Annotated in this window: 15 protein-coding genes and 5 tRNA genes; all 20 read right to left on the reverse strand. The window is 37.2% G+C overall.

The features are described from left to right. Positions 1-29: 29 nt before the first annotated feature. Positions 30-551: a 50S ribosomal protein L10 gene (rplJ, locus tag ACJJVU_RS13405; RefSeq protein WP_108878175.1), complete on the reverse strand. Its 522-nt coding sequence runs from the start codon at positions 549-551 to the stop codon at positions 30-32. A gap of 15 nt (positions 552-566) precedes the next feature. Next, a complete protein-coding gene (rplA, locus tag ACJJVU_RS13410; RefSeq protein WP_013749861.1) occupies positions 567-1,265 on the reverse strand; it encodes a 50S ribosomal protein L1 in 699 nt (232 codons plus the stop codon). Between the two features lie 20 nt (positions 1,266-1,285). Then, positions 1,286-1,726, reverse strand: a complete 441-nt coding sequence (gene rplK / locus ACJJVU_RS13415; protein ID WP_013749862.1) for a 50S ribosomal protein L11 — start codon at positions 1,724-1,726, stop codon at positions 1,286-1,288. An 81-nt stretch (positions 1,727-1,807) separates the two neighbouring features. Next, positions 1,808-2,362: a transcription termination/antitermination protein NusG gene (gene nusG / locus ACJJVU_RS13420; RefSeq protein ID WP_013749863.1), complete on the reverse strand. Its 555-nt coding sequence runs from the start codon at positions 2,360-2,362 to the stop codon at positions 1,808-1,810. Positions 2,363-2,372: 10 nt separating this feature from the next. Beyond that, complete coding sequence (gene secE, locus ACJJVU_RS13425; RefSeq protein ID WP_013749864.1) at positions 2,373-2,576, reverse strand: preprotein translocase subunit SecE; 204 nt, start codon at positions 2,574-2,576, stop codon at positions 2,373-2,375. 106 nt (positions 2,577-2,682) lie between these two features. Further along, positions 2,683-2,755: transfer RNA gene (locus ACJJVU_RS13430), tRNA-Trp, on the reverse strand. A gap of 169 nt (positions 2,756-2,924) precedes the next feature. Further along, positions 2,925-4,112, reverse strand: coding sequence for an elongation factor Tu (gene tuf / locus ACJJVU_RS13435; RefSeq protein WP_405226426.1), 1,188 nt, complete (start codon positions 4,110-4,112; stop codon positions 2,925-2,927). Between the two features lie 120 nt (positions 4,113-4,232). Further along, positions 4,233-4,304: transfer RNA gene (locus ACJJVU_RS13440), tRNA-Thr, on the reverse strand. A gap of 48 nt (positions 4,305-4,352) precedes the next feature. After that, positions 4,353-4,425 (reverse strand) — tRNA-Gly (locus tag ACJJVU_RS13445). Positions 4,426-4,468: 43 nt separating this feature from the next. After that, positions 4,469-4,550 (reverse strand) — tRNA-Tyr (locus ACJJVU_RS13450). Between the two features lie 101 nt (positions 4,551-4,651). Next, a tRNA-Thr gene (locus ACJJVU_RS13455) sits at positions 4,652-4,725 on the reverse strand. 118 nt (positions 4,726-4,843) lie between these two features. After that, positions 4,844-5,140 (reverse strand): HPF/RaiA family ribosome-associated protein, encoded by a 297-nt coding sequence (locus tag ACJJVU_RS13460; RefSeq protein WP_108878173.1) that lies wholly within the window; start codon positions 5,138-5,140, stop codon positions 4,844-4,846. Positions 5,141-5,209: 69 nt separating this feature from the next. Continuing rightward, positions 5,210-6,097 (reverse strand): tyrosine-type recombinase/integrase, encoded by an 888-nt coding sequence (locus ACJJVU_RS13465; RefSeq protein ID WP_405226430.1) that lies wholly within the window; start codon positions 6,095-6,097, stop codon positions 5,210-5,212. A 175-nt stretch (positions 6,098-6,272) separates the two neighbouring features. Next, entirely contained in the window at positions 6,273-6,467 is a 195-nt protein-coding gene (gene rpsU, locus ACJJVU_RS13470; protein ID WP_013749868.1) for a 30S ribosomal protein S21, read from the reverse strand. Positions 6,468-6,550: 83 nt separating this feature from the next. Continuing rightward, complete coding sequence (locus tag ACJJVU_RS13475; RefSeq protein WP_405226433.1) at positions 6,551-7,735, reverse strand: acyl-CoA dehydrogenase family protein; 1,185 nt, start codon at positions 7,733-7,735, stop codon at positions 6,551-6,553. 127 nt (positions 7,736-7,862) lie between these two features. Continuing rightward, positions 7,863-8,744 carry a ComEA family DNA-binding protein gene (locus ACJJVU_RS13480; RefSeq protein WP_405226436.1) on the reverse strand — a complete coding sequence of 294 codons (882 nt, stop codon included), beginning with the start codon at positions 8,742-8,744 and terminating at the stop codon, positions 7,863-7,865. 11 nt (positions 8,745-8,755) lie between these two features. Then, entirely contained in the window at positions 8,756-10,447 is a 1,692-nt protein-coding gene (locus ACJJVU_RS13485) for an alanine/glycine:cation symporter family protein (protein ID WP_405226439.1), read from the reverse strand. Between the two features lie 96 nt (positions 10,448-10,543). After that, a complete protein-coding gene (locus tag ACJJVU_RS13490) occupies positions 10,544-11,563 on the reverse strand; it encodes a TrkA family potassium uptake protein (protein WP_298326329.1) in 1,020 nt (339 codons plus the stop codon). Beyond that, positions 11,560-11,790: a PspC family transcriptional regulator gene (locus tag ACJJVU_RS13495; RefSeq protein WP_108878167.1), complete on the reverse strand. Its 231-nt coding sequence runs from the start codon at positions 11,788-11,790 to the stop codon at positions 11,560-11,562. The genes ACJJVU_RS13490 and ACJJVU_RS13495 overlap by 4 nt, the downstream gene beginning before the upstream one ends. Before the next feature lie 134 nt (positions 11,791-11,924). Next, positions 11,925-14,123: an ATP-dependent DNA helicase RecQ gene (locus tag ACJJVU_RS13500; protein WP_298326337.1), complete on the reverse strand. Its 2,199-nt coding sequence runs from the start codon at positions 14,121-14,123 to the stop codon at positions 11,925-11,927. Positions 14,124-14,157 lie beyond the last annotated feature (34 nt).

Consider the following 14,157-nt stretch of genomic DNA (forward strand, 5'->3'; position numbering starts at 1 on the left):
GTTATATAATAAATAATAGTGCGTACTGCTTATCCTTCCTTTTCAGAAAGGGTTTTGATAATACCAGCGAGTTTACCTCCACTTGACTTAAGAGCGCTAACAACGTTCTTAGCAGGTGATTGAAGCAATCCAACGATGTCTCCAATAAGTTCTTCTCTAGATTTGATATTTACCAGACTATCAAGTTGGTCATCTCCAACATAAATAGCTTCTTCAATAAATGCTCCTTTTAATAAAGGTTTGTCAGATTTCTTACGAAATTCCTTAATTACCTTAGCAGGTGCATTACCCGTCTCAGCAAACATGATTGCAGTGTTTCCTTTTAATACACTTGGAAGTTCTGCAAAATCCTTGTCTGATGCCTCCATTGCCTTTGAAAGCAATGTATTTTTAACTACTGCTAGACTAACTCCCGCTTTAAAACATGCACGACGTAAATTAGAAGTCGTACCTGCATCTAAACCAGATATATCTGCAAGATAAATATGTACATTATCCCCTAACTGCGCAGTTAAATCTTTAATTACTATTGATTTTTCTTCTCTTGTCATAATTTAAAATTTGAACTAGTCAGTAGCGAATCGCTTAGCATCTACCTCTACAGATGGGCTCATAGTACTTGACATAAAAATACTCTTTATGTAAACACCTTTTGCCGTAGTAGGTTTAAGCTTTACTAATGTTGTTATTAATTCTCTTGCGTTTCCTGCAATTTTCTCAGCATCAAAAGATGCTTTACCTACAGAAGCGTGAATGATACCAGTCTTATCGACTTTAAAGTCAATCTTACCTGCTTTTACATCAGATACTGCTTTTGCAATATCCATAGTAACTGTACCAGTCTTAGGGTTAGGCATTAAACCACGTGGTCCTAAGACACGTCCTAAAGGTCCTAATTTTCCCATTACACTAGGCATAGTAATAATTACATCTACGTCTGTCCAACCACCTTTGATTTTCTCAAGGTACTCGTCTAATCCTACGTAATCTGCACCAGCCTCTTGAGCCTCTGCAGCCTTGTCTGGAGTAACAAGCGCAAGCACTTTTACATCCTTACCAGTACCGTGAGGTAATGTAACCACTCCACGAACCATCTGGTTAGCTTTACGAGGATCAACATTAAGACGTACAGCAATATCTACAGAAGGATCAAAGTTTACGTTACTTACTTCTTTAATTAAAGCAGAAGCATCAGCAAGATTGTAGGTTTGACCCGCTTCAATCTTAGTCTGATTTTCTTTTTGCTTTTTTGTTAATTTTGCCATTTTAATTTTGTTTTAAGCTGTTAAGCTGGAGCATCTCCACCTTTAACCGTTATTCCCATTGAACGAGCTGTACCAGCCACCATCTTCATTGCACTATCAATTGTAAATGCATTTAAATCAGGCATCTTGTCCTCTGCAATTGCACGTACTTGATCCCAAGTAACTTTTGCAACCTTCTTACGGTTAGGCTCACCAGAACCACTTTTAACTTTAGCTGCTTCCAATAATTGAACTGCTGCTGGAGGAGTCTTGATTACAAAATCAAAAGACTTATCCTTATAAACAGTTATCGCAACAGGAAGCACTTTACCAGCTTTATCTTGAGTTCTAGCATTAAACTGCTTACAGAACTCCATGATGTTTACACCGGCTGCACCTAAAGCAGGTCCTACTGGTGGAGAAGGATTTGCAGCCCCTCCACGTACTTGTAACTTAACAACCTTACTTACTTCTTTTGCCATTTCTAAAAATTTAAACAGACCTGTTCATAATGTGGAAGCATAGAACAAAATCTAAAATATATTAATGTAACAATTAATCTCTTATACTTTTTCCACTTGCATATAGCTAAGCTCTAACGGAGTCTTTCTTCCGAATATCTTCACCATCACTTCAAGCTTACGCTTTTCTTCATTCACTTTCTCAACCGTACCATTAAACCCATTAAATGGACCATCAATCACCTTGATTGTCTCACCTATAGTGAATGGTATAGATATACTGTCTTGCTTTACAGCAAGTTCATCCACCTTACCTAACATACGATTAACCTCAGACTTACGTAAAGGAACAGGATCTCCTCCTTTAACCTCACCAAGAAAACCAATTACACCATTAATAGACTTAATAATGTGAGGAATTTCTCCACCAAGATTAGCTTTAACCATTATATATCCAGGGAAATAAACACGCTCTTTGTTAACCTTTTTACCATTACGGATTTGAATAACTTTTTCAGTAGGCACTAACACCTCTTCAATACTATCCTCAAGATTTAAACGAGAAATTTCTTGCTCGATATACGCCTTTACTTTATTCTCTTGACCACTAACGGCCCTTACCACATACCACTGCTTCGTGTTACTTGTCTTAGCCATCTTGCTTGAATTAATTTGTTCCAACTACTTTATCAAAATATAACTTAATCACATTACTAAAAACGGTATCAACACCCCAAATAGCCAATGAAAAAATTATAGAAAACACAGCAACCACCACCATTAGACGTTGCGCTTCTGGAAGCGGCGTCCACGTTACGTGGTTTCTAAGCTCATTATATGATTCTTGAACGTAATTAATTAATCCAGCCATAATAGTTATTTCTTTCTAAACAAACACCTAACAAGCGCTAGGATGTTCTAATGTTTTCAAAATATAAATTAGCTCTAAAAATTAATCTTAAAGCTAATTTAAGTTGCACGGGATGAGAGACTCGAACTCACGACACCTGGTTTTGGAGACCAGTGCTCTACCAACTGAGCTAATCCCGTATACTTTAAGTTTTGAATCTCAAATTTCAAAAGAAATTATCGTTATTATTCATAAACTTAGGATTTCAACAAGCAACACTTTCGCGAAAGCTAAACAGAACCCCTCTTAACAAAAGTCAAGGCGTCTTGCAAAAACAAGACACCTTTACTTTTTATCTATAGACTAGAATTAATCTAATATCTCAGTTACCTGACCAGCTCCTACAGTTCTACCACCTTCACGGACAGCAAAACGAAGACCTAAGCTAAGTGCGATAGGCTGGATAAGCTCAACAGTAATAGTTAAGTTATCTCCAGGCATAACCATCTCAACTCCATCAGGAAGCATGATGTTACCAGTTACATCAGTTGTACGTACATAAAACTGTGGGCGGTAGTTATTGTGGAATGGAGTGTGACGTCCACCTTCTTCTTTCTTAAGAATATAAACCTCAGCTTTAAACTTAGCGTGTGGTGTTACTGATCCTGGCTTAACAATTACCATTCCTCTAGAAATCATTGATTTCTCAATACCTCTTAAAAGGATACCAGCGTTATCTCCAGCCTCACCTCTATCAAGGATCTGACGGAACATTTCAATACCAGTAATAGTAGATGTAAGTTTCTCTGCACCCATACCAATGATCTCAACAGGATCTCCAGTGTTTGCAATACCAGTTTCGATACGACCTGTAGCAACAGTTCCACGACCTGTAATAGAGAATACATCTTCTATTGGCATAAGGAAAGGCTTTTCAGTCTCACGTAGTGGCTCTTCGATCCAAGCATCAACAGCAGCCATAAGCTCTAATACTGTATCAACCCATTTTTGCTCACCGTTTAATGCTCCAAGAGCAGAACCAGCAATTACAGGACCGTTATCTCCATCATACTCGTAGAAAGAAAGAAGATCTCTGATCTCCATCTCTACAAGCTCAAGTAATTCTTCATCATCAACCATATCCACTTTATTCATGAATACAACGATACGAGGAATACCTACCTGACGACCAAGAAGGATGTGCTCACGTGTTTGTGGCATAGGTCCATCTGTAGCGGCAACAACAAGTATAGCACCGTCCATTTGAGCAGCACCAGTTACCATATTCTTTACATAATCGGCGTGACCTGGACAATCAACGTGTGCGTAGTGACGGTTCTCCGTAGCATACTCAACGTGTGAAGAGTTTATTGTTATACCTCTTTCTTTTTCCTCAGGAGCATTATCAATTTGATCAAAAGCAGAAGCTTCTGAAAAACCCGCATCTGCCAATACCTTTGTAATCGCAGCTGTTAAAGTTGTTTTACCGTGATCTACGTGTCCGATAGTTCCAACATTTAAATGGGGTTTCGAACGATCGTATGTTTCCTTTGCCATAATGTAATTATTTAATCTTAGTTATTATTAGTGTACTAGTTTACTATTGATCGAATACCTTCTCATTTAAACACGAAAAGTGAGTGCGACCAGCACTCATTGTTATTATTTCTTTTTTTGAGCCAACGACGGGAATTGAACCCGTGGCCTCTTCCTTACCAAGGAAACGCTCTACCCCTGAGCTACGTCGGCGGATTTTTTTACGCTTTCGCGAAAGCTCAACACCTCAAAGGCATTTAGAGCGGGAGACCAGGTTCGAACTGGCGACATTCAGCTTGGAAGGCTGACGCTCTACCAACTGAGCTACTCCCGCGTTTATAATCTCACTAACAAAAGTGATAATGAAATTAAAGGTGTGGGGAGAGCAGGATTCGAACCTGCGAAGTTAAAAACAACTGAGTTACAGTCAGTCCTCGTTGGCCGCTTGAGTATCTCCCCATTGTATTATCAAAATTCAGTGCGCAAAACTACGTATTAATTTTGAATAATAAAACAATATTTTAAAGAACTTTTTAACCTTTTTATTTCAGTTAAAAAAGAGCCGATGGAGGGACTCGAACCCACGACCTGCTGATTACAAATCAGCTGCTCTAGCCAGCTGAGCTACATCGGCTTTTTACTTACATAGACCTCTCTAAAGAGGCATAAAAAAGTCCGCTATTTCTAACGGACTGCGAAGATAACTAATTTTTATACTTATCCAATTTTTTTTTGAAAAAAAATCAAAAAAATTAAGATCTAATTTTATCCTTTCTCTTTAAAAGCATCCTCTCCATAGACTGTACACACGTGTCTGTAGCCTCTTCAAAAGACTTTGCCATTTTCTTTACAATAAACTCATCCCCTGGAACACTGATTAATAGCTCCACAATTTTATTATCCGGCTTCACATTAGGCTCTAATTTCAAGAACACATCTGCGTGAATTATCTTATCATAAAAATGCTCAAGCTTTCCTACTTTTTTTTCAATGAATTCAATGAGCTTTACATCTGCATCAAATTTTGGCGCTTCTACAGTTACTTTCATAAGATTATATATTTTTAGTTCAAAACTCAAACACCTTACAATAGGTGCTTCCTTTAATTACTCAGATAATTACTTTTTATTGCGAGGATGCGCTTTAGAATAAACATCTTTGAGCGCCTGGACACTATTATGCGTATAAACTTGCGTAGATGCAAGACTCGCGTGACCCAATAACTCTTTTACAATATTCAAATCTGCACCCTGATTAAGTAAATGCGTTGCAAACGAGTGTCTCAATATATGCGGACTCGTTTTTAACTTATCTGACGTCTCACTAAAGTAACGATTAATTATCCTGTATACAAGGGTGCTATAAATTTTAGCACCTTTATTAGTCACCAAGAGAGCATCTTCACCACTACTAGCTACAGAAGACCTAACAGCTATATACCTATCATAAGTAACAACCACACTAGAAAGCAAAGGAACGATGCGCTCCTTATTACGTTTACCTATAATTTTTATGGTTTTTTGAACCACATCAATGCTCCCCACAGTCAGATCCACTAGCTCAGCACGTCTCATTCCAGTTGCATACAGAAGCTCCACTATGAATAAGTCTCTCAACGTTGCAAAATCATCAGCTTCTTTTAGCCGATCAAAGACAGCTCCCACCTCTACTTCAGAAAATGGAATTTGCAGTCGCTTGGGAGTTTTTAGTGATTTATGCTTCGCAAGTGGCGAAGCTTCTATCTCACCTATTTTAAGTAAGAATTTATAGTAAGCCTTTAACGAAGATATCTTTCTATTGACCGTTCGGTTAGAAACGTCGTTATCTACAAGACTTACAATCCAAGATCGGATTTGCGCGTAATGAATGTCTGCTAAATTATTTTCATCAAAAATTATTTTGGCGAAAGCCAAAAATTCAACCACGTCTTTCTCATAAGCTACAACCGTATGCTTGCTATAATTTTTCTCAAGACTGAGATAATCAAGAAAAGAGGTCAATGACATAAATAAGATAGATTATTAGAATTACTACAAACACCCTTTGCAACATATGTCTAAAATAAAAAACCGTTGCACTGTAAAGATAAACTTTACAACACAACGGTTTTATATGATTGAGAGAGGTTTAATCTCCCTGTTAATCCAGATCATGCTTTGCATGACAACGGATTAATAAATACTAGATATTCTCTGCATCCCTCATCCCTTGGATGTACGATGCTTTTTGAATCTCACGTCTTCTTACTACAGAAGGCTTTGTAAACTGCTTGCGCTCTCTAAGATTACGCATAGTTTTTGTGCGATCAAATTTACGCTTAAAACGTTTAAGCGCTCTATCTATATTTTCTCCGTCTTTTACTGGTATAATTAACATAGTGGGACCTCCTTTCTTTAAGTTCTTATTCGGTTTTCAGGCTGCAAATATACGTTTTAAAAGTAACCCCGCAACCCTATCCTTTAATTTTTTGAAATTTCTTCTGACTTTGCTTTGTAAGTCTTCTTATCGATAACCATTTTTGCAATGATTTCACGCAGTATTTCTGAGGTACCACCACCTATAGGTCCTAGCCTACTGTCACGCAACATACGTGCAAGCGGATACTCTTCCATATAGCCATAACCACCTAGCATCTGTAAACAGTCATAAATCACTTCGTCTGCAATTTTTGTTGCAGTGAGTTTTGACATCGTCGCTTCTTTTACAACATACTCTCCCTTATTAAGGCGATATGCAACTGTATAATTAAAAGCTTTTGACATCTCTACCTCTGCCTGGCGCTCTGCAAGTTTGTGTCGTAATGCTTGAAATTTATCAATAGTAACACCAAACGCCATTCTCTCTTTCATGTAATCTAGCGCATACTCAATAGCATACTCTGCTCTCGCATGAGCATTTATACCCATAATAAGACGCTCTGAAGCAAAATGCTGCATGATATACCCAAAGCCTGCATTTTCTTCACCCATAAGGTTTGCTAATGGAACTTTCACATTATCAAATGCAATCTCTCCAGTATCTGATGCTCTCCATCCTAGCTTATCCAGCTTTGTTGCACTTATACCTGGCATGTCTCTATCTAAAAGGAAGATACTCATCCCTTTTCCTCCTAGTTCAGGAGCTGTCTTAGCTGCAACTATTAAATAATCTGAATAGACACCGTTTGTAATAAAGGTCTTAGAACCATTAATTACATAATGATCACCATCCTTAACAGCTGTAGTTCTCATACCTGCAACATCACTTCCACCAAAAGGTTCTGTGATACACAAACATCCTATTTTATCTCCTGCAATACTTGCTGTAAGATATTCAGATTTTATTCTTTCATCACCCTCTACATTAAGGTGTGTCATTGCAAGATAAGCATGTGCCCATATAGCAGCAGCAAATCCACCACTATTAATACGCTGTAGCTCCTCTAATAAGATAACAGTATAGAAGAAGTCAAGATTCATTCCTCCATATGCCTCTGGATAACTAATCCCAAAGAATCCCATGTCACCAAATTTCTTCCAGATAAAGCGTTCTATCTGTCCTGTTTTCTCCCACTTATCAATGTGTGGCACTACTTCTTTCTTAAGAAAGTCTCTTAAGCTTTCGCGAAAGAGATTATGCTCCTCCGTAAAATACATGTTTGTCATATTTAAAATTCTTTTTCAATCCAATTGTAAGACTTTTACAACTCTTACAATTGGGAATTTCATTCTAGTAAGTAATTCTCTAAAATTAGAATAATTACTAAGAATGTGATGGTTATTTATAGCAATTTCAATCAATATGTAAATATAAACTTATTATATCATATTTAAAGTCTGTCATACCCTCCAAATTTTTCAATTCTTCTATCGATTTGATACCTTCTCTGAGAATTCGATAATCTACTATCTCTTTGGCAAGATCAAAATTAAGTAAAGGAACGGTAGATAAATCTGATGCGGTTGCCGTATTCACATTTACTAATGCAACTACTGGCTTTTCTTTTACCGTGTATTCGTTAAGAATTGCACGTTTCAAATTTTTATCAACCCCAAACACACTGTAAAGCTGAAAATCTACTAGATATCCTCCAGTTTTATCACGATGTCTAAGTATTCTGGTCGCTATATCTTCATCTACACCATCAATAGCAATCAACTTTTCAAAAGAGACACTATTAAGATCACCTTTTTCTTCGGCAGTTTTCCATTTCTTTTTAAAGATAGATTTCTTTTTAGGAGATTTCTTTTGCTCTTCAATCCATTTCGGCCATTTAAAATAAGGTTCCATAACAGCAAGTAGGGAATCTGAGACACCTGACACTTTTTGAAACTGAGCGGTGGAGTCAAACCATTTCCCGCTTTCGCGAAAGCGTAATACTCTATCTATCTCCTCTGTGGTCATACCAAGTTTATAACCGTTGAAGTCTGTAAGTAGTGTAGGGTTGAAAGGAAAAATCTTAGGCTTACGTTTTTCAATCTCTATTACCTTAAGAGAGTCTATCTCCTTCTGAAATGCCAAAACCTCTAGATCTTCTTCTTGAGATATTTGCACATCGGCTTCTGGGGTATAAAAAATGACCGCAGCAGTACACGCAATAATTATTGCTATAAAAAAGAAAATCCCATTTCTTTTACGCCTATCGTAAATGAAATGGGATTTTAAACTTTTCATACTATTTACTATTACTCTATAGCCTGCTCCTTAAGCTTTATAGCGTTAAGGTATCTAGTTAATTGCTTTTTAACAACAGGGAATAGGAAGAATAATCCTACCATGTTAGGGAAAACCATTGCAAAAATCATTGCATCAGAGAATGCCCATATTGAGTTCATACTTGCAGATGCTCCTACAACTACAAAAGTTAAGAATAATAGTTTGTACACTAAATCTGCAACCTTACCACGCCCGAAAAGGAATTTCCAAGATTGTAGTCCGTAATAAGACCATGAGATCATCGTTGACACTGCAAAGAGTACCACTGCGATTGTTAAGAATACATCAGAATAAGGAATATATTCTGCAAAAGCCTTGGCAGTAATACCAGCTCCTTCAAAAGATTCCCCACCTATCATTACAGCTCCTAGTCCATCACCACCATATTGGAAAGCTCCTCCAAAGTTGAAAATAATAATCACAAGTGCTGTCATCGTACAGATAAGTACTGTATCAATAAATGGCTCTAGTAATGCCACTAGACCTTCACTTGCAGAGTATTTAGTACGTACTGCAGAGTGTGCAATAGATGCAGATCCTGCTCCAGCTTCATTTGAAAATGCTGCTCTTTTAAAACCTACTAATAATACTCCTATAAATCCTCCTACACCAATAGCGGTAGGGTTAAATGCTTCTTTTACGATAAGTGCAACAGCATCATCGATAAGAGTAAAGTTACTTAGTATAATGTATAGACATGCAACAACGTACATGATTGCCATAAAAGGTACTACTTTCTCGGTTACCTGAGCAATACGCTTAATACCACCTATGATGATAATACCAACAATTATTGCAAGTACAATACCTACAATAAATCCTGAGGCTGCACTCGTCATGTTAAACATCTCTTTAAGAACGATAGTAGCTTGGTTAGATTGAGCTGCGTTACCACCTCCAAAAGAACCACCAATACAGAAAACAGCAAATACTACAGCTGCAATTTTTCCTAAAGTTGCAAATCCTTTTGCTTTTAATCCTTTAGTTAAATAATACATAGGACCTCCATAAACAGTCCCGTCTTCACCAACATCTCTGTACTGAACACCTAAGGTACACTCTACAAATTTTGTAGACATTCCTAAAAGACCACAAACTATCATCCAGAATGTAGCTCCCGGACCACCTAATGCGATAGCAAGTGCAACACCAGCAATATTACCATTACCTACAGTTCCAGATACTGCAGTTGCTAGTGCTTGGAAGTGAGAAACTTCTCCTGCAGAACTTTCATCTCTAATTGTATCTACGATGTCTCCATCAATAGCTAGATTATCATCTACATCAAGATTTTCTATATGCTCTTCTATATCAACATTAGATAAATCTTGCCCTTGTGCAATACCATCTTCACCATAAAGCTCTGCAGCTCCATGCTTTTCAATATCTTCATATTTACCACGTACCGTTTGGATTGCTCTCCAGAAGAAACGTACGTTTGGGAATCCAAAATAAATCGTAAAAAAAGCGGCACTCGCCACTAATAAAATAAGAACAAAAGGTGTTCCTGCAACTTCAAAAAATACAATTGCCGAAAAGAAATCTGAAATTGGTTGAAATGCTTGGTCAATTTTCTGGTCAATTCCTACTTCTTGAGTTTCTTGTGCAAATGAAAGAAGCGGAATAAAAACAGAAAGAATGAATAAAAGGTATTTCTTCATTAGTATAGATATATTAAGTTATTGTAAATTCAGCTAGCAATATCCAAAAAAATGCCCCTTATTCAAAGGAAACTATCTTAAAATCCTTAACAATATTTAAATACCAAAGGTCTCGTGTAGTCTTTTGATTTGTTCAGGGCGCCCTATCACTATTAATTTTGACCCTCTCTCTAGTCTCATATCTGCTTCTGGGTTAACAATATACTTACCAGATGGTGATCTGTAACCTATAATCGTACAGCCAGTCTTATAACGCAAATCAATTTCCTTAATACTTGCTTCTTTTCCGTCTGCACAAATTTGATCAAAGCTTATTTCCTCTACATTAATACTATCCTCCTCTCCTACTACAGATAAATTGTCTAAAAATTCGATAAGATCTGGAACTACGACGAGTGACGCCATGTGATCCCCACCTATTTTATCAGGCATTATCACATTATCTGCTCCTGCAAGTTTGAGTTTCTTTTGTGAAGTCTCGGCAGTGGCGCGACTTATAATCTTGAGCTTACTATTAAGTTGGCGTGCACTCAACACTATAAAAAGGTTGTCTGCATCTTCAGGAAGCGCACACAATAGTGCCGAGGCCTTTGTGATTCCAGCTTTTTCTAGTATCTCATCTTCATTTGCGTTGCCATATACAAAATGAATATTCTTATCCATTTCATAGCGCTCTATAACGTCCAAATCCATCTCAATGACCACAAACTGCTTGTTATAAGCCATGAGCTTTTGCACCGCCTCTTGTCCATTACGTCCATAACCACACACAATGATGTGATCTGTCATTTTATCGATTTCTTGCTGCACCTTTTTATGTATTAAATCTTTATAAGAACTCTTACTTATTATATACTCCGAGATTACTGTCAAAGCATAACCCACAATCACAACACTTAATAAAATAAGTATTACTGTAAAAATTTTTGCTTCGGGTGTGAGTGGTATCACTTCTCCAAAACCCACGGTAGTTATTGTAATTACCGTCATATATACAGCATCTACCCAATTGTAGTCTGCTATAAAACGATAGCCAAAAACTCCTAAAAGCAAGGTCGTTACTAGGAGCACTATAGCTAAATAAATTTTATTCTTAAAAAAGGAAAACAAATTCATAAGTCAAAAACAGAAGTACGCTTTGTATAAATAAGATCTTTTAACTTAAGCCAAAACGCCACTGTAAGATATAATGCAAAGCCTACCCCTAGGGTTGCAAATGACACATATATAAAAAAAAGTCTGACATTTTTTGCTCGCATTCCTAGGCGGTCTGCGAGTCTAGAGGAAACATAAAACCCATGTTTCTCAAAATAATGCCGTATATCGTATACTAGTTTCAACATATTGTGAAGGTAATAAATGCTAGATGTACCATGCTATAATAAACGAATCGGAAATAGTCTTAGGGATGATTTTTAATTAATCACGCTTTCGCGAAAGCGTACTTAAAACCAAACACATCTCATATAATTACGATTTAATTTGCCACCTCACTCATGAATTTAATTCTATATAAACGCAACTCCTCGTCTTCATAGTCCCCATCAAATTCTTCCATGGCAACTTCAATTTTATCTGTCTCTGCCTCCATAAAATAATCATGCAATTCCTCTTGCTGATCCTCGTCAAGTATATCGTTAATCCAGTAATCTATATTAAGACGCGTACCGCTAAAAACGATCGCCTCCATCTCTTTAATGAAGTCTGCCATATCCTTACCTTTTGCAGAGGCGAGGTCATCCAGTGGTAATTTGCGATCTACGTTTTGGATAATGTATAATTTTAATCCGCTATTTGCTCCTGTACTTTTTACAACAAGATCATCTGGTCTTAAAATTTCATTATCAGAAACATATCTATCGATGAGCGCTACAAATTCTTTTCCGTATTTCTTAGCTTTACCATCACCTACTCCATGTACGTTACCCAGCTCTTCTACGCTTACAGGATATTTAATAGACATATCTTCTAGTGAAGGGTCTTGAAAAACTACAAATGGTGGCACATCAAGCTTCTTTGCTACTTTTTTACGCAAGTCTTTAAGCATTTCTAGGAGCTTCTTATCGGCTCCAGCTCCTGCTTTTTGAGCAGATACTATTGCATTATCAGTATTTGCATCAAATACATGATCATCTGTCATCATAAATGAGACAGGGTTCTCTATATAATCTAGACCTTGTGGTGTCATTTTTACAACGCCATAAGTCTCAATATCCTTCTTTATATATCCCGCAACGAGAGCTTGACGTATAAGGGCAAACCAATATTCTTTTTTCTGGTCATGACCTATACCGAAAAATGGCTGCTCATGAGTTTTATGCGAACTGATAATAGCATTTTCCTTTCCTCTTAACGTAAGAACAATCTCTTTACTTTTATAAATCTCGTTAGTATCTCGTATTACAGATAACACTTTTACAAGTTCCTCTTTTGCCTCGTGTTGCTTTTTAGGATTACGCATGTTGTCATCAAGCATCCCTCCTTCTCCAGTGGCGTTATCAAACTCCTCTCCAAAATAGTGAAGTATAAATTTACGTCTAGACATACTCGTCTCTGCAAAAGCTACTACTTCTTGAAGTAAGGCATGACCTATTTCCTGTTCGGCAACGGGCTTACCACTCATGAATTTCTCAAGCTTCTCTATGTCCTTATATGCATAAAAAGCAAGACAATGTCCTTCTCCTCCATCTCTTCCCGCTCTACCAGTTTCTTGATAGTAGCTCTCTATACTTTTAGGAATGTCATGATGTATAACAAATCTTACATCTGGCTTATCAATTCCCATCCCAAAAGCTATGGTAGCAACCACCACATCCACATCTTCCATCAAGAACATATCTTGATGCCTCACTCGTGTTTTTGCATCGAGTCCTGCATGATATGGCACCGCTTTAAGTCCGTTTACTTGCAATGTTTGTGCTAACTCCTCTACACGCTTACGTGCGAGGCAATATATAATACCACTCTTACCTTCATTTTGCTTCACAAAACGAATAATATCTGCATCTACTTGTGCCGTTTTAGGTCGCACCTCGTAATATAGATTAGGTCTATTAAATGAAGCCTTAAAAGTGTTTGCATCTGTAATCCCTAAGTTTTTAAGAATATCCTCTTGCACTTTTGGAGTAGCAGTAGCAGTAACCGCTATAATTGGGATATTATCACCTATCCTACCTATAATCTTACGTAGGTTACGGTATTCTGGTCTAAAATCATGTCCCCACTCTGAGATACAGTGTGCTTCATCTATAGCTAGAAAAGAAACAGTAACTCCTCTTAAAAACTCAACGTTTTCTTCTTTAGTAAGTGACTCGGGAGCCACGTACAAGAGTTTTGTTACTCCATTAGTAATATCTTCTTTTACTTTTTTTATCTCTCCTTTAGTAAGCGAGCTATTAAGTACATGAGCTATGCCCTCTTCTTGAGATATACCTCTAAGTGCATCTACTTGGTTTTTCATTAATGCTATAAGTGGTGATACCACAATAGCAGTACCCTCTGCAATAAGTGCAGGTAACTGATAACATAATGATTTTCCACCTCCTGTGGGCATAATCACAAAACTGTGATTACCACCTACGATGCTTCTTATAACTTCTTCCTGCAGACCCTTGAACTGACTAAAGCCAAAATATCTTTTAAGTTCTTCGTGTAAGTCTATTTGCCTTGTCCCCATATGTATTCAAATACATTTTTACATACCTTTGTGT

Source organism: Dokdonia sp. Asnod1-B02, from assembly GCF_045063955.1.
Lineage (GTDB): Bacteria > Bacteroidota > Bacteroidia > Flavobacteriales > Flavobacteriaceae > Dokdonia.